Origin of the sequence: Streptomyces sp. NPDC005706 (genome assembly GCF_040631045.1) — a bacterium.
Taxonomy (GTDB): domain Bacteria; phylum Actinomycetota; class Actinomycetes; order Streptomycetales; family Streptomycetaceae; genus Streptomyces.
The window spans coordinates 1-15,131 of the sequence record NZ_JBEXYS010000031.1 but is presented as its reverse complement, the minus strand read 5'-3'; the positions used below and the strand labels follow the sequence as shown (position 1 = coordinate 15,131).

15 protein-coding genes are annotated in these 15,131 nt (G+C 67.1%); 10 read left to right on the top strand and 5 right to left on the bottom strand.

Going from position 1 to position 15,131, the window contains the following annotated elements:
- Positions 1 to 8: 8 nt before the first annotated feature.
- From ABZ478_RS32190 to ABZ478_RS32180, 3 genes are read right to left on the bottom strand one after another with little or no spacing between them, the layout of a single operon-like run.
- Positions 9 to 809, bottom strand: coding sequence for an amino acid ABC transporter ATP-binding protein (locus ABZ478_RS32190; RefSeq protein ID WP_359554961.1), 801 nt, complete (start codon positions 807 to 809; stop codon positions 9 to 11).
- Entirely contained in the window at positions 806 to 1,639 is an 834-nt protein-coding gene (locus ABZ478_RS32185; RefSeq protein ID WP_359554959.1) for an amino acid ABC transporter permease, read from the bottom strand. Before ABZ478_RS32185 ends, ABZ478_RS32190 begins: the two co-directional genes overlap by 4 nt.
- Positions 1,636 to 2,478 (bottom strand): transporter substrate-binding domain-containing protein, encoded by an 843-nt coding sequence (locus ABZ478_RS32180; protein WP_359554958.1) that lies wholly within the window; start codon positions 2,476 to 2,478, stop codon positions 1,636 to 1,638. The genes ABZ478_RS32185 and ABZ478_RS32180 overlap by 4 nt, the downstream gene beginning before the upstream one ends.
- 197 nt (positions 2,479 to 2,675) lie before the next feature.
- Here ABZ478_RS32180 and ABZ478_RS32175 point away from each other — a divergent pair, with 197 nt between their 5' ends.
- The 5 genes from ABZ478_RS32175 to thpD all read left to right on the top strand — a co-directional run bounded on the left by ABZ478_RS32175 (position 2,676) and on the right by thpD (position 7,255).
- Positions 2,676 to 3,776, top strand: coding sequence for an aminotransferase class V-fold PLP-dependent enzyme (locus tag ABZ478_RS32175; protein WP_359554955.1), 1,101 nt, complete (start codon positions 2,676 to 2,678; stop codon positions 3,774 to 3,776).
- A gap of 311 nt (positions 3,777 to 4,087) precedes the next feature.
- A complete protein-coding gene (ectA, locus tag ABZ478_RS32170; RefSeq protein ID WP_359554952.1) occupies positions 4,088 to 4,606 on the top strand; it encodes a diaminobutyrate acetyltransferase in 519 nt (172 codons plus the stop codon).
- Between the two features lie 13 nt (positions 4,607 to 4,619).
- Entirely contained in the window at positions 4,620 to 5,891 is a 1,272-nt protein-coding gene (gene ectB, locus ABZ478_RS32165; protein WP_359554950.1) for a diaminobutyrate--2-oxoglutarate transaminase, read from the top strand.
- Positions 5,892 to 5,957: 66 nt separating this feature from the next.
- Positions 5,958 to 6,362, top strand: a complete 405-nt coding sequence (locus tag ABZ478_RS32160; RefSeq protein ID WP_359554949.1) for an ectoine synthase — start codon at positions 5,958 to 5,960, stop codon at positions 6,360 to 6,362.
- 5 nt (positions 6,363 to 6,367) lie between these two features.
- A complete protein-coding gene (gene thpD / locus ABZ478_RS32155; RefSeq protein ID WP_359554946.1) occupies positions 6,368 to 7,255 on the top strand; it encodes an ectoine hydroxylase in 888 nt (295 codons plus the stop codon).
- Between the two features lie 74 nt (positions 7,256 to 7,329).
- Here the strand turns inward: thpD and ABZ478_RS32150 are convergent, their stop codons facing one another.
- Together ABZ478_RS32150 and ABZ478_RS32145 are read right to left on the bottom strand one after the other, a co-directional pair.
- Positions 7,330 to 8,391 carry an aminotransferase class V-fold PLP-dependent enzyme gene (locus ABZ478_RS32150; RefSeq protein ID WP_359554943.1) on the bottom strand — a complete coding sequence of 354 codons (1,062 nt, stop codon included), beginning with the start codon at positions 8,389 to 8,391 and terminating at the stop codon, positions 7,330 to 7,332.
- Positions 8,392 to 8,488: 97 nt separating this feature from the next.
- On the bottom strand, positions 8,489 to 9,196 hold the full coding sequence (locus ABZ478_RS32145; RefSeq protein ID WP_359554941.1) for a DsbA family oxidoreductase: 708 nt from the start codon (positions 9,194 to 9,196) through the stop codon (positions 8,489 to 8,491).
- Positions 9,197 to 9,309: 113 nt separating this feature from the next.
- Here ABZ478_RS32145 and ABZ478_RS32140 point away from each other — a divergent pair, with 113 nt between their 5' ends.
- From ABZ478_RS32140 to ABZ478_RS32120, 5 genes are all read left to right on the top strand, one after another.
- A complete protein-coding gene (locus ABZ478_RS32140; RefSeq protein ID WP_359554939.1) occupies positions 9,310 to 11,001 on the top strand; it encodes a recombinase family protein in 1,692 nt (563 codons plus the stop codon).
- A gap of 767 nt (positions 11,002 to 11,768) precedes the next feature.
- Positions 11,769 to 12,101 carry a hypothetical protein gene (locus ABZ478_RS32135; RefSeq protein WP_359554937.1) on the top strand — a complete coding sequence of 111 codons (333 nt, stop codon included), beginning with the start codon at positions 11,769 to 11,771 and terminating at the stop codon, positions 12,099 to 12,101.
- Positions 12,098 to 13,531 (top strand): phage/plasmid primase, P4 family, encoded by a 1,434-nt coding sequence (locus ABZ478_RS32130; protein WP_359554934.1) that lies wholly within the window; start codon positions 12,098 to 12,100, stop codon positions 13,529 to 13,531. The genes ABZ478_RS32135 and ABZ478_RS32130 overlap by 4 nt, the downstream gene beginning before the upstream one ends.
- 178 nt (positions 13,532 to 13,709) lie before the next feature.
- A complete protein-coding gene (locus tag ABZ478_RS32125; RefSeq protein WP_359554931.1) occupies positions 13,710 to 14,057 on the top strand; it encodes a hypothetical protein in 348 nt (115 codons plus the stop codon).
- A 618-nt stretch (positions 14,058 to 14,675) separates the two neighbouring features.
- On the top strand, positions 14,676 to 14,816 hold the full coding sequence (locus ABZ478_RS32120; protein WP_359554929.1) for a hypothetical protein: 141 nt from the start codon (positions 14,676 to 14,678) through the stop codon (positions 14,814 to 14,816).
- The last annotated feature ends 315 nt before the right edge of the window (positions 14,817 to 15,131 follow it).

Genomic DNA, 15,131 nt, shown 5'->3' with positions numbered 1-15,131 from the left:
CCACCGGTCTACCGCTCGGCTCCGGGCCCGCCCACCTGGTCCGAGGTCTCCTCCTCGACCTCGGCCATCGCCGGGTCCAGCAGGCGGGAGAGGAAGTGGCGGGTGCGCTCGTGCCGCGGGGCGCCGATGACCTGGCCGGGGCGGCCCTCCTCGACGATCAGGCCGCCGTCCATGAAGACGACCCGGTCGGCGACCTCGCGCGCGAAGGTCATCTCGTGGGTGACGACCATCATGGTCATGCCCTCCTCGGCGAGCCGGCGCATCACCGCGAGGACGTCCCCGACCAGTTCGGGGTCGAGCGCGGAGGTCGGCTCGTCGAACAGCATCACCTCGGGGCCCATGGCGAGCGCGCGGGCGATGGCCACCCGCTGCTGCTGACCGCCGGAGAGGGAGGACGGGTAGGCCCGCGCCTTCTCGGCCAGGCCGACGCGGTCCAGGTTCTCGGCGGCGATCCGGGCGGCCGTCGCCTTGTCCCGGCCGAGGACCCGGCGCTGCGGCAGCGTGAGGTTGTCGGTGACGTTCAGGTGCGGGAAGAGGTTGAACTGCTGGAAGACCATGCCGATACGGCGGCGTACGGCGTCGATGTCGACGTCGGGGTCGGTCAGTTCGGTGCCGCCGACGAAGACCTGGCCCTTGGTGGGCTCCTCGAGCAGGTTCACGCAGCGCAGCAGCGTGGACTTGCCGGAGCCGGAGGGTCCGATGACGCAGACGACCTCGCCCTGGCCGATCTCCAGGTCGATGCCGCGCAGCACATGGTTGTCGCCGAAGGACTTGTGCAGGTCCCGGACCTGGATCTCCGCGCTGCTCATCGGATCGCCTCCTGGGACCTGGACTCCATGCGGCGGACGACGTAGCCGAGCGGGATGGTCACCAGCAGGTAGCACAGGCCCGCGACCAGGATCGGCGTGGAGTTGGCGGTGGTACTGGCCAGATCGCGGCCGTACTTGGACAGTTCGCGCTCCTCCAGGGTGACGCCGAGGAACAGCACCAGCGAGGAGTCCTTGAAGAGCAGGACGAGTTCGTTGGTGAGCGGCGGCAGGATGATCCGGAAGGCCTGCGGGACGATGATCGAGACCATGGCCCGGGTGGGTGAGAAGCCGAGCGAACGGGCGGCCTCCATCTGCCCCTTGGGCACCGCCTGGATGCCGGCGCGGATCGTCTCCGCCATGTACGCGGCCGAGACCAGGCCGAGCGCGATGGCGACCTTGCCGTAGGTGCCGCCCGGGATCTCCGTGCCCGGGAAGGCCAGCGGCACGGCCACACCGACGAAGATGAAGATCAGCAGGGCCGGCAGACCGCGGAAGATCTCGATGTAGATGCCCGCCACCCAGCGGTACGGGCCCACGGAGGACAGCCGCATCAACGCGATGACCATGCCGAGGACGAGTCCGACGACGAAGCCGGACAGCGTGTAGAGCACGGTGTTCTTCAGCGCCAGCGTGATGACCTCGGGGAACATCTGCTTGGCGATGCCGCCCTGGGCGAACTGGTTCTTCAGCCGGCCCCAGTCCGCCGCGACCGCGAACGCGATCACGGCGGCGGCGAACACCACGTACTGCACGGCCCGGGACAGGCCGCGCCGCTGCCGCCGGGTCAGGCCCTTCTTCTTCGGCCGGAGTCGTACGCCGGTGTCGGTCATGAGGCCGAGGGAGAGGCGGCGGACGCGTCGTACGGGCCGATCCACTTCTCGTACAGCTTCTTGTACGTGCCGTCGGCCTTCGCGTCGGCGATCGCCTTGTTCAGGGCTTCGCGCAGCTTGGTGTTGCCCTTCTTGACGGTGAAGCCGTACTGCTCACCGGTCTTGAGGTTGCCGACGACCTTGAACTTGTCCGCGTTGGCCTTGTCCTTCAGCCAGCCCTGGACGACCGGGTAGTCGATGACGACGGCCTGGACCTGGCCGGTGCGCAGGCCGTTGAGGACCGCGTCGGAGGACTCGAAGGAGATCGGGTCGTAGCCCTTGCCCTTGACGTAGTCCTCGCCGGTCGTCTGCGCCTGGGCGCCGAGCTTCTTCCCCTTGGCCTTGACGTCCTCCAGGGAGTTGATCCCGCTGCTCCTGTCGACGAGGACCGCCTGGGTCGCCTCGAAGTACGGGTCGGAGAAGTCGACGTTCTTCTTGCGTTCGGCGGTGATGGTCATGCCGGCCGCGGCCAGGTCGCACTGCCCGGAGTTGAGGAACGCGCCGGTCTTGAAGTTCTCGAACGGCGTGTCCAGGATCTGCTGCTTGACGCCGAGGTTCTTGGCGACGAGGTCGACGAGGGAGACGTCGAAGCCCTGCACCTTGCCGTTCACCTCCGACTGGAACGGCGGGTACGGCAGGTGGGTGCAGGTGGTGAGCTGCCCGGCCTTGACGAGGTGGACCCCCTTGACCGTGGCGCCTTTCCCCCCGTCGCCCGAGGAGCAGCCGGCCACGAGCACGAGCCCGGCCGTGGCGGTGGTGGCGGCCAGAAGGCGGGTCCGGCGCCGGAGGAGCGTATTCATGGGGGATCTCCAGTGGGGGGAATCGTGGGTTCCGATTATAAGGAGAGGTTTGGGCCTCTCAAATCAAACCGATGGCCGAAGGGCCGTCCGGCCTGAGAACTCGCCGGTCGCCGGGGCGGCGGAGGGCGAGCGTTACCCTCGTTCCCGTCGGCCTCCGGCCGGCCTCCTGGACCCTCGTGAGCGAAGAGAGCAGCGCCGTGACCCACCCCCTCCTCGATCTGCCCCCGCTGAGCGCCGAACGGTTCGCCGCCATCGAGGACCGGGTGGCCCGGCTGCTGGACACCCGGCAGGACGTGCTGATCACCCAGGGCGAGGCGCTGCTGCCGCTGGAGGGCGCGATCCGCGGGGCGGCCGGGCCCGGTACGACGGCGCTGAACGTGATCACGGGTCCGTACGGGCAGACGTTCGGCGACTGGCTGCGGGACTGCGGGGCCACGGTGCACGACGTCGAGGTGCCCTTCCACACGGCGGTGACGGCCGGGGGGATCCGGGAGGCGTTCGCCCGGCATCCGGAGATCGACTTCGTGTCGCTGGTCCACGCGGAGGCGGCGACGGGCAACACCAACCCGGTCGCGGAGATCGGCGAGGTGGTGCGCGAGCACGGCGCGCTGTTCTACCTGGACGCGGTCGCCTCGGTCGGCGCGGAGCCGGTGCTGCCGGACGCGTGGGGTGTGGACCTGTGCGTGATCGGGGCCCAGAAGGCGATGGGCGGACCGGCCGGGGTGTCGGCGATCTCGGTGAGCGAGCGGGCGTGGGCGCGCATGGCGGCCAACCCGGACGCCCCGCGCCGCTCGTACCTCTCCCTGCTGGACTGGAAGGACCGCTGGATCGACGGCGGCCGCAAGGCGCTGCTGCACGCCCCCGCCCAGTTGGAGATGCTGGCGCTGGAGGCGTGTCTGGAACGGATCGAGTCGGCGGGCCTGGACGCGGTGATGGCGCGGCACGCCGCGGCCGCGCGGGCCACCCGGGCGGGCGCGGTGGCCCTGGGCGGCGGCCTGGAGCCGTACGTGTACGAGGCGAAGGACGCGGCGCCGGTGGCCACCACCCTGCGGGTGCCGTCCGGGACGGTGCCGTCGGAGATGGTGGCGCACGCGCTGGGGAACGATGCGGGACTGCCGCTGGCCGCCGGCGGGGGCGCCCTGGCCAAGGAGATGATCCGGGTGAACCACTACGGGCCGGACGCCACGCCGGACGCCGTGCACGCCTGTCTCGCGGCGCTGGGCGCGGCGCTCGCCGAGCACGGGACGACGGTGGACGTGACGGCGGCCCGCCGGGCGGCCGACGAAGCCTGGCGGTGACTCCAGAAGTCCGCGAATCGACGGCCCGCACACACCGTGCGGGCCGTTTTCATTGCCCGAGTGGGAATTCAAATCTCTTTCACAATTCCCGCGAATTCACCTGCCGATAGCTTCCCGTCTTCTTCTGCCCGCTTTTTGCGAAGCTAAACGGGGCGGTTTTCCGGCAAGTTTCATGCATGTGACACACTCCACAAGCGAGGCCTTTTGTCCCAGTTTGATGTGGGTCAAACCTGACATATGACTACCCTGGGCATGGCTCCCGGCTCCCCCGCCCGTGCATTCTTCAATTTGTCTCGCTAAATTCCTTCCGCATGACTGCCGCACCAGCAGACCTGCTGATCGACCGACCGGCGGTGACCGACGGAGCCTCGCTCTGGCGCCTCGCCAAGGAATCGAAAACCCTCGACCTGAACTCCTCGTACAGCTATCTGCTGTGGTGCCGGGACTTCGCGGCCACCTCGGCGGTGGCCCGCGACGCGGACGGCGAGCCCGTCGGTTTCGTCACCGGGTACGTGCGGCCGGACGACCCCCGCACCCTGCTCGTCTGGCAGGTGGCCGTGGACTCCGCCTACCGCGGCCACGGCATCGCCGCCGCGCTGCTCGACGGGCTGACCGCCCGGCTCGCCGAAGAGCGCGGGATCACCGGCATCGAGACCACCATCACCCCGGGGAACACCGCCTCCGAGCGGCTGTTCACCTCGTTCGCGGCCCGGCACGGCGCGGACGTGACCCGCGAGGTGCTGTTCCAGGCCGGCCTTTTCCCGGACGGCCCGCACGACCCCGAAGTCCTGTACCGCATCGGCCCTCTGACCCCCACCACCGCGCACTGAGGAGCGATTCACCGTGACGATCACCCAGCCCGACCTGAGCGTCTTCGAGACCCTCGAGTCCGAGGTTCGCAGCTACTGCCGCGGCTGGCCCACCGTGTTCGACCGTGCGCAGGGCAGCCGGATGTACGACGAGGACGGCCACGCGTATCTCGACTTCTTCGCCGGGGCCGGCTCACTCAACTACGGGCACAACAACCCGGTACTCAAACGGGCGCTCATCGACTACCTGTCCCGGGACGGCGTCACCCACGGCCTGGACATGTCGACCACCGCCAAGCGGAACTTCCTGCAGACCTTCGAGAACCTGGTGCTGCGCCCGCGCGACCTGCCGTACAAGGTCATGTTCCCGGGCCCGACGGGCACCAACGCCGTCGAGTCGGCGCTGAAGCTCGCCCGCAAGGTGAAGGGCCGGGAGGCGATCGTGTCCTTCACGAACGCCTTCCACGGCATGTCCCTGGGGTCCCTCGCGGTCACCGGCAACGCCTTCAAGCGGGCCGGCGCGGGCATCCCGCTGGTGCACGGCACCCCCATGCCGTTCGACAACTACTTCGACGGCCAGGTCCCCGACTTCCTGTGGTTCGAGCGGCTGCTCGAGGACCAGGGGTCCGGCCTCAACAAGCCGGCCGCCGTGATCGTGGAGACGGTCCAGGGCGAAGGCGGCATCAACGTCGCGCGCCCGGAGTGGCTGCGCGCGCTGGCCGAGCTGTGCGAGCGCCAGGACATGCTGCTCATCGTCGACGACATCCAGATGGGCTGCGGCCGTACGGGCGCCTTCTTCTCCTTCGAGGAGGCGGGGGTCACGCCCGACATCGTCACCGTGTCGAAGTCGATCAGCGGCTACGGCCTGCCGATGTCGCTGTGCCTGTTCAAGCCCGAGCTGGACGTCTGGGAGCCGGGCGAGCACAACGGCACCTTCCGCGGCAACAACCCCGCGTTCGTCACCGCCACCGCGGCCCTCGAGACGTACTGGACCGACGGCTCCGCCATGGAGAAGCAGACCCGCACCCGCGGCGAGCAGGTCGAGCAGGCGCTGATCTCCATCACCGAGGAGAACCTCGCCGACGTGAAGGAGTACCGCGGCCGCGGCCTGGTGTGGGGCCTGGAGTTCCGCGACAAGGAGCGCGCCTCGCGGGTCGCCCGGCGCGCCTTCGAACTGGGACTGCTCATCGAGACGTCGGGGCCGGAGGGCGAGGTCGTCAAACTGCTGCCCGCGCTCACCATCACCCCCGAGGAGCTGGACGAGGGTCTCAGCATCCTCTCCCGCTCGGTCCGCGAGACCGCCTGACCCGCTCCGTACGGCCCACCGGCCGCACGCACAGCACACCGTACGACCAGGAGGAAGTTCAGCACCGTGATCGTCCGATCGTTCAAGGACCTCGAAGGCACCGACCGGCACATCAAGTCCGCGTCCGGCACGTGGGAGAGCAAGCGGATCGTCCTCGCCAAGGAGCGGGTCGGCTTCTCCGTGCACGAGACCATCCTGTACGCCGGCACCGAGACGCACATGTGGTACGCCAACCACATCGAGGCCGTCGTCTGCACCAAGGGTGAGGCCGAGCTCACCGACCGCGAGACCGGGAAGACGTACACCATCACTCCCGGCACCATGTACCTCCTGAACGGACACGAGCGGCACACGCTGCGTGTCAAGGAGGACTTCCACTGCGTCTGCGTGTTCAACCCGCCCGTGACCGGACGGGAGGACCACGACGAGAACGGCGTATACCCGCTGCTCACCGAGCCCGAGGAGGTGTGACACCCATGACCGCTGTCACCGACCTGTATCCCAGCCGCGGCACCAGTGAGGTGGCCGTGCCCCGTCAGGACCCGGTGGTCTGGGGCTCCCCCGACACACCCGGCCCGATCCCGACGGCCGATCTGCAGGCGTTCGAGCGCGACGGCTTCCTCGCGGTCGACCAGCTGATCACCCCGGACGAGGTCGAGGTCTACCGGAACGAGCTGGACCGGCTGGTCGCCGACCCGGCGATCCGGGCCGACGAGCGCTCGATCGTCGAGCCGCAGTCGAAGGAGATCCGCTCGGTCTTCGAAGTGCACCGGATCAGCGAGGTGTTCGCGAGGCTCGTGCGCGACGAGCGGGTGGTCGGCCGGGCCCGGCAGATCCTCGGTTCGGACGTGTACGTCCACCAGTCGCGGATCAACGTCAAGCCGGGCTTCGGCGCGAGCGGCTTCTACTGGCACTCGGACTTCGAGACCTGGCACGCCGAGGACGGCCTGCCGAACATGCGCACGGTGTCCGTCTCGATCGCGCTGACCGAGAATCACGACACCAACGGCGGGCTCATGATCATGCCGGGCTCGCACCGCACGTTCCTGGGCTGCGCGGGGGCCACGCCCGAGGACAACTACAAGAAGTCGCTGCAGATGCAGGACGCGGGCACCCCGTCCGACGAGGCGCTGACGAAGCTGGCCGCCGAGCACGGCATCCGGCTGTTCACCGGCAAGGCCGGCTCGGCTACCTGGTTCGACTGCAACTGCATGCACGGCTCCGGCGACAACATCACGCCGTTCCCGCGCAGCAACGTCTTCATCGTCTTCAACAGCGTGGAGAACAAGGCGGTGGAGCCGTTCGCGGCACCGGTGCGCAGGCCGGAATTCATCGGGGCGCGGGACTTCACTCCGGTGAAGTAGGCGCAGGCAGCACCCCCGACCACCGGGCCGGGGCCTCCTCGTGTGGGACGGGAGGCCCCGGCCCGGTCGTGCCGTCAGCCGGACAGCGCGTCCAGCAGACGGTCCACGTCCGCCGGCGTGTTGTAGAGGTGGAAGGCCGCGCGCAGACGGCCCGCGCGGTCGGACACCACGATGCCCGCCTCGCCCAGCCCGGGCTGGCGGTCACCGAGCCCCGGCACCGAGACGATGGCCGAGCCGGGCGCGGGCACCGGCTCGTGGCCGAGGCCGGCGAGTCCGGCCCGGAACCGGTCGGCGAGCCCCACGGCGTGCGCGTGCACGGCGGGCAGCCCGATCTCCTCGATCAGCTCGAGGGAGCGGCGCAGCCCGGCGTAGGTGAACAGGGCATGGCTGAGGTCGAACTGCCGTGCGGAGTGCGCGAGTTCCCCGACCGGGCCGTAGCAGCTGTCCCACGGCCGCTCCCCCGCGACCCAGCCCGCCAGCACCGGGCTCAGCCCGCCGAAGTCCTCCGGGACCACCAGGAACGCCGCGCCGTGCGGGCCGAGCAGCCACTTGAAGGAGACCGCGGCGCTGAAGTCGAAGGCATCCGCGTCCACCGGGAGCCAGCCGGCGGACTGGGAGTGGTCGACGTAGGTGCGCGCGCGGTGCTCGCGGGCGGCCTCGCGCACGGCGGCCAGGTCGGCGATCCGTCCGTCGGCGGACTGGACCGCGCTGAGCGCGACGAGCGCGGTGCCCGGGCGGACGGACTCGGCGATCCGCTCCAGCGGGACCGCGCGGACCTTGAGGTCGCCGCGGACGTGGAAGGGGTTCACCACGGAGGTGAAGTCGTCCTCGACGGTGAGGACTTCGGCGCCCGCGGGGAGCGAGGCGGCGATCACCCCGGTGTGTGCGGCGACCGAGACGCCGGCCGCGACACGGGCGGCCGGAACGCCGGCGAGCCGGGCGTAGGCGGCCCGGCAGGCCTCGACGTCCTCGTACAGCGGCAGCAGCGGCCGGCCCTCGGCCCGCAGCAGCGCCGCCTCGTGCAGTGCGGTGACGGTACGGGCGGGCAGCAGGCCGTTGCTGGCCGTGTTGAGGTAGCTGGTCCTGGGGGCGAACTCGGCGCGGACGAGGCTCTCGAACGTCTCCGTGGTCTCCATGGGTCCACTCTGCGGCCCGATGAAGTGCCAGTCCATCGCGTATTTCTACGCGGATCCTCTCAGCGACCCTTATACGTCCGCGCCGACCTGTGGTTTCTCAGTGCTGGGGCACCGCGCACCCGTCCGGGCCACAGGCCTCGGCGGCGCCCTGGCCGACCGGCTTCAGCGGGGAGCGCTCGCCCCAGGCCTGCGTCAGCGCCTGGGTGAAGACCTCGGCGGGCTGGGCGCCGGAGACGCCGTACGCGCGGTCGAGGACGAAGAAGGGCACGCCGGTGGCGCCCAGCTCGGCGGCCTCGCGCTCGTCGGCGCGGACCTCGTCGGCGTGGGCGGCGGGGTCGGCGAGGACCGCCCGGGCCGCCTCGGCGTCCAGGCCGGCCTCGGCGGCCAGCTCCACCAGCCGCTCGTCGCCCTCGGTGTACACCGACCGCTCCTCGGCGAAGTTGGCCCGGTAGAGGATCTGCAGCAGCTCGTCCTGCTTCCCCCGGCCCTTGGCGAAGTGCAGCAGGCGGTGCATGTCGAAGGTGCTGCCGTGGTCGCGGCCCCGGGTGCGGTAGTCCAGTCCCTCGGCGGCGGCCTGGGCGCCCAGGTTGTCCTCGCCCGCCTGGGCCTGCGCCTCGCTCATGCCGTACTTCCGGGTGAGCATGGTGAGCACCGGCTGGACGTCTCCCTTGGCACGGCCGGGGTCCAGCTCGAAGGAGCGGTGCACCACCTCGACGTCGTCGCGGTGCGGGAAGGCCGCGAGCGCCTTCTCGAAGCGGGCCTTTCCGACATAGCACCAGGGACAGGCTTGGACCAACGAAGCCATAACCGCTCTGACCTGCGGTTCTTTACCAACTCACTCGTGAATCTTGAAGGATTCCGCCGAGCTGGGAGAGACCGCAGCGCCGGACGGTCCGACTTCGAGATTGGACCAAGACAATGCATCGCGACGACTACCCCGCTCTCAGCGCGCTCGGGTTCGAGGACGACGAACTCAAAGACCTCGGGCTGTGGACTCCGGCCGTAGGCTCCCCCGCTGAACTCGCGGAAATGTACGTCCGCCGCTCCAAGAAAAAGGACACCCTTTCAAGCCTGCGGGAGCAGGTCCGCCGTATGTGCGCCCACGCTGCCAGCGAGGGAAAGCAAATCCGGCACGTGTGGTTCGAGCAGCGCAGCGCGTCTAAGGCGTACGTCCGCCGCGAGGAATTCGAGAGCGCTACAGCGGCCATCGCTGACAACGGCCTCTCCAAGACTCTGTACGTGTTCAAGACCTCGCGGCTTTCCCGCCGAGGCATGGGACAGGTTGGCTTGCTGCTCGACAAGTTCGAGGAGCAGGCAGCGCGTATCTACGTCGTGGCCGAGAACATCGACAGCACGCGTAGCCGCATGGTTCTGGCGATTCTCAGCGAGCAGGCACGCGAACAGGCGGCGGACCTCGGGCAGTTCGTGAAACTCGGCATGGACGCGCACAAGGCAGACGGTAAGTGGACCGGTGGCGTCACGCCCTACGGCCTGCGCGCTGTGAAGGGGAAAGGCCGACTTGAGCGGAACCCCGAGGAGTACCCGACGGCTCGCCGCATCGCCGAATACCTGTTGGACCGCAAAACCCCGACTTGGATCGCTCGCACGCTGAACGAGGAGGGATTGAAGACGCGTCACGGCCGGAACTGGCAGGCAACGGGAATCATCGCCCTTGTGCACGCCGTGACTTGGGCGGGATTGGTCGCACAGCGGGACAGGATGTTGGACGCGAACGGCCGGTGGACGGGGAAGTACCACCGAGGCGGAACCCCGCTGTTCGACAAGAGCGGCAATCCGGTTTCCTGCGGCGAGGGCGTGATCACGTTCGCGGAACACGTCAAGATCAAAGAAATCCTCGCGAGCCGTGCGCAGAAAAACGGCCCCGTAGGAAACCGAGCGCGCGGGAAGCGTGAGATTTCCAATCTCCTCGCGGGCATCATGCGCTGTGGGCGATGTGGAGCGGCGGAAGTGAGCAGCGGTCCCGCTTACCGGTGCTACGCCCGGACCAATGAGGGCGCGCACATCTGCACCGGCGTATCCATCGACCGGCAGCGCGCCGAGGACGCCGTAACGCAATCGTGGTTCGCGCACATTCTCAGCCTCTCCCCCGACTCCGCCACGCTCCACGAAATCGCCCGCGAATGGCTCGCCTACAAGGACCCGGAAAAGGAAGCGCGTAAGGCGCAGGTAACGGCTGCGCTGGAATCGGCGGTGGGGCGAGAGATGAAACTCAACAAGGAGTTTTTCGTTCTCGGCCGCATGACCGAGGACATGTTTGACAGTCTGCGCGTTCAGGTGGGCGAGCAGATCAAGGCGCTAAAGGCCGAGTTGGCCGAACTGACGCGAGAGGCCGACCTTTCCCCGCTGATGGACCCCGAGGCGCTTGCAGCGCTGTGGAACGGGGCCGGTATCTCCGGGCAGCGCGCATTGCTTCGGGCCGCTCTGACGGATAAGGGAGTTGTCCTTACGCCGTCCCAGGGTCGGGGGTACAAAGTGCCTGCGCATGACCGGCTGGTGTTCCACTGGCGAGAGGCCAGCGACCCGGCATGGGATGCGGCGTTTGAGGCGGGCGTGACGCTCGCGGACAGGACGCGGGAGCAGGACAGCTAGAAAGTCGCGTAGAGCGCTCTGAGGGGCCCGGTGGGACACACTCCCGCCGGGCCTTTCTCATGCCCGCAGACGGCCGTACAGGGGCCCTCTCGCCGGTGCCAGCGCCGAGGGGCTAGCCGCGCTTGCCGACAGGAAGCCGCACATGCCCGCCTGCGGCCCTCTCGCTGTCTCGGGGGCCCGTTCCTCGCAGCGTTCCGCGAGAGGCCGTCAGAGAGGCGCACAGCGGCTTACAGCGGTAGCGCCGTGTCGAGTGCCGATTGCGAACCCCGTTTTCCGGAGTCACTGGGAAATCTCCATGTCCTGTTCGGATCACCTCTCGAAAACAGCACTTCGGCACCTGTAGCCAAGCAATTACACAGCGTGATAGAGGGCCCCTCGCCGGCCTGATTCTGACGGTTTTTCAGAAACGGCATTACGGCTCGATAACAGCGGTGCCCGATATCCCCCCTACGCCACTTACGCGCTTGACCGACTCACTCTCTGTACCCCGAGGGCAGTGCACAGCACTTAACCGGCACACCTCGTACAGATTGAGGCACCCGCCGAGGGTGCTTTTTTTCGGCCCTAATTCATATGCATATGAGAGGACGCCATGCACGCTAAGTGCGAATGCGGACAGCCGCTCAAGCCGTACTGCGGACGCGGACAGCGCCCTAAGTGGTGCAGCCGCTCATGCCGTTACCGCGCCTACTACCAGCGCAAGACCTACGGCACTACCCGCTAACCACCTAGGAACGTTCCTAGGTGCTCACCGAGGAGAACGCAGAATGACCACGCCCCATTACATGCGCTTGCCCGATGACGAGGTATTCGCGCAGGCCGCACGACAGCGAGAGCAGGAGGCGGCCCGCCGTAAGGCTGAAACCGAGGCCGCTGGACGCAAGATGACCGAGGAGGCCCGACAGCGCGCCCGCGTAGACGCGCTCATTACTTGGGCCGAGGAAATGATTTGGGAACTCAACTACAACGGGCGCGGTTCGCTTACCGCAGATCAACTCGGATTCCCCGACCCCTTCCCGACGGCCGAGCGCAAGCCGCGCACTAAGCGAGCCGACCGAAACGCCGCAGCAGCACTAGCCTTCCTGGAGAACGAAAAGTGAACGACACCTACTGGGCCCTACAGCGCGAACTACTAGCCATCGACCCCGAAGTACGGCACGTGAATTTCGCGCGGTTCGTTGCCGACCAGTGCGGGCATGAGCTGCGCCACGTCCAGCACGTCGGGTGGCACCGCTGGAATGGCCGAGTGTGGGAAGCAACCGGCGACGACGGCGCGGCCATGCAGGCGATCACCGACGCTGCCCGCGTGCTCATGCGTCACGGTGCCGAGAATGCCTCGGACATGAACTGGTCCGCCGCCGCTGCTAACAAGATGCTCGTAAATTTCCAGCGCCGCGCAATCGTTGCCGAGATGGCCGTCCTGCCGCAGTTCCGCGCAACCGTCGATGATCTCGACAACCACCGGCACCTACTCACATTCAAGAATGGCACCGTGGATCTCCGCACCGGCGAACTAAAGCCGCACGATCCAGCCGACATGCTTACCCAGTGCGCGCTAGTCGATTACGTGCCGGACGCTGAGTGCCCGCGCTGGCTCCGATTCGTAGACGAGGTGTTTCCCAACGACCCCGAACTACAGCGGTATTACCAGACCTTCCTAGGTATGGCGATTACCGGCGAGGTACGCGAGCACGCGCTAGGCGTTTGGTACGGCGAGCACGGCCGGAACGGCAAGGGAACCACCATTCGCACCATGCAGAAGGTGTTCGGTCACGACATTGTGCATGAGGTGCCTTTCACCATCTTTGAGAACGTGCGCGGGCAGGCGGTCCACACCGAGCAGATTGCAGCGCTACGCGGTAAGCGGCTCGTCGTCGCGCAGGAGGGAAACCAGGGTGTGCCCATGAATACGGCACTCCTAAAGAACCTCAGCGGCGGAGACCGAATCAACACGCGACACCTACAGGGCAAGGTGTTCTCGTTTGAGCCGACTTTCACCATCGTTCTGGCAACCAACTACCTCCCGGAATTCGGTTCGGGCGGTGCCGCGCTGTGGGCCCGCACTAAGGCGATGCTGTTCGGTGTCTCCTTTGCCGACCGGCGAGACCCGGACCTAGAGCCGACCATTCAGGGGCCCGAGCGAGAGGGTGTGGCCGCGTGGGTTGTGCGCGGTGCTGTGCGCTATTACAGCGAGGGGCTACGCGACCCGCTGAGCGTCATTACGGCGACCGAGCATCACAAGGATGAGGTAGACCCGCTAAAGCCTCTCGTCGGCGAGGTATTCGAGTACAACGAAGACAGCGAGGTCAAGCGTTCCGACTTCAACCGCGAGTTGAAGCAGTGGCGCGAGGACAACGGCGATAAGTCGGCCAAGTTCTCTCCGAGCAACGTGAAGAACCACCTAAAGACGAACGGCGTGACCGAGGTACAGCGCAAGGGCAAGGGCTGGATGTTCCGAGGCATCTACCTGCTGTCTGACGTACCGGCGCACATCGACGGACCGGGAATCCTCGGCCAGTCGCAGGGCTGACAGCGAGAAAGGCCGCTTTAGCGTAGGCGGCGGTCACAGAAAAGTTGTTACCTGTACCTTCTTCCCATACGTATATAGGAGCTAGGTACAGGTAACAAGAAATCTGTGACCGCCCCTCGCGGTTGCGCGCCTTTCCCGCTGTTTCGGATCTCCAGCACAGATAACGAAAGGTTTTCGCATGCCTGCTCTCGCTGATCCGTTCATTCGCTACGTCGTAGCCCTAGAAGGTGACTTTGCCGACGACACCGTAAGGGACCTGCAAGACGGCTGGACGTTCAACCCTGACCGCATTCCGGGGACCGTGGCGCTGTTGTACCGCCTTCGACAGCTCGGCGCTTGTGACGGGGCCCTGGAGGCGTATTGGTCGGCCCTCACCAGCTATACCGGGGAACGGCCGTACGCCGCTGTGGAACTCATGCAAGTGCTCGCCCACGGCGCTGACTACTTCCTGCCGGTAGAGGACGACCTAAGCCCTATTACGGTTCTGCTTTCCGAGTTGGAAGACGACGGAGATTGGACCAGCTAGGAACGTTCCTAGGTGGTCGCATATCGGCCTCATAACAAGTAGAGGCCCCAAGCCGGCTTCTGACCCTTTTTCGGGCCTCAGACTTAACTCACACACCTCGTAGAGAGTGGACAGCGAATTACGGTTCACGTCACAGAAGTATAACGGTTTCAGCTCGTCGGTCGGGTTATTGCTCTTTTCCGTCCCCGGCGCTTTACCAACTCACTCTCTAAACAGTGGACGGCAAAACGCTGTCCGCTTCTGCGGTGCCTCACGTTCTCCGGGGCGGCGGGTGATGACCGGGCAGGAAACCTCCCCTGGCCGGTCCTCATCACCACCTAAGAACGTTCCGAGGTGCCTCCCAAATTCTTCCCTCGCGGGAAGGTGAGTAGCCTTGGCTACCTTTCTTAGGAGGAAAGCCCCCGGCGGCTGGTCACCGTCGGGGCACCTCCTCCCCTTCCGCGATTCCCTAGCGTCTATGGCAACCAGACGCGCTCTTATGCTCCGGTCGACCACCTAGGAACGTTCCTAGGTGCTGCTCGGCCGTATCGCCCCGAACTAGTTCGATCACAGGTTGCCGCTGTGTGGTCGTACTAGCTCGGGGCATTTTTCATTTCCACTCAACCCCGCGAGGTATCAATGAACTTCGAGATTGACCCCGTAATGGAGCGTCTGGCCGCGCTGCGTACCGGCGACCCGGCCCTATTCGCCAAGGTCGACCAGGACGCACGTCTAGCGCTGGCCTATTACCTGGACGACAAGGCCGCGAATGGCAGTTGATGCATTCGACCCCGGCCCGGACGGCGATTACCCGTACTGGCCCAAGCCCGGCGAGGGCACGTACATGCCGACAGGCGTCAAGCGGCGATCGTTCTACCGCTCTTACGTTGAGCGGTGGGATTACCTCATTGACTTGACGCCCCCTGTAGAGGGACCGCAGCCCGAATAGTGGCCCCTCCGTGTTTTCCACTGCTACGGCACAGCACTTGGCGCGAAGCCTTCCGCTGTGCCACGGCATTACCGCGCGATGCGGGCCGAGGAAAGCACACCGGGGGGGGGGGGGGGGGGCGGGCGGGGGGGGGGGGGCGGCGGGGC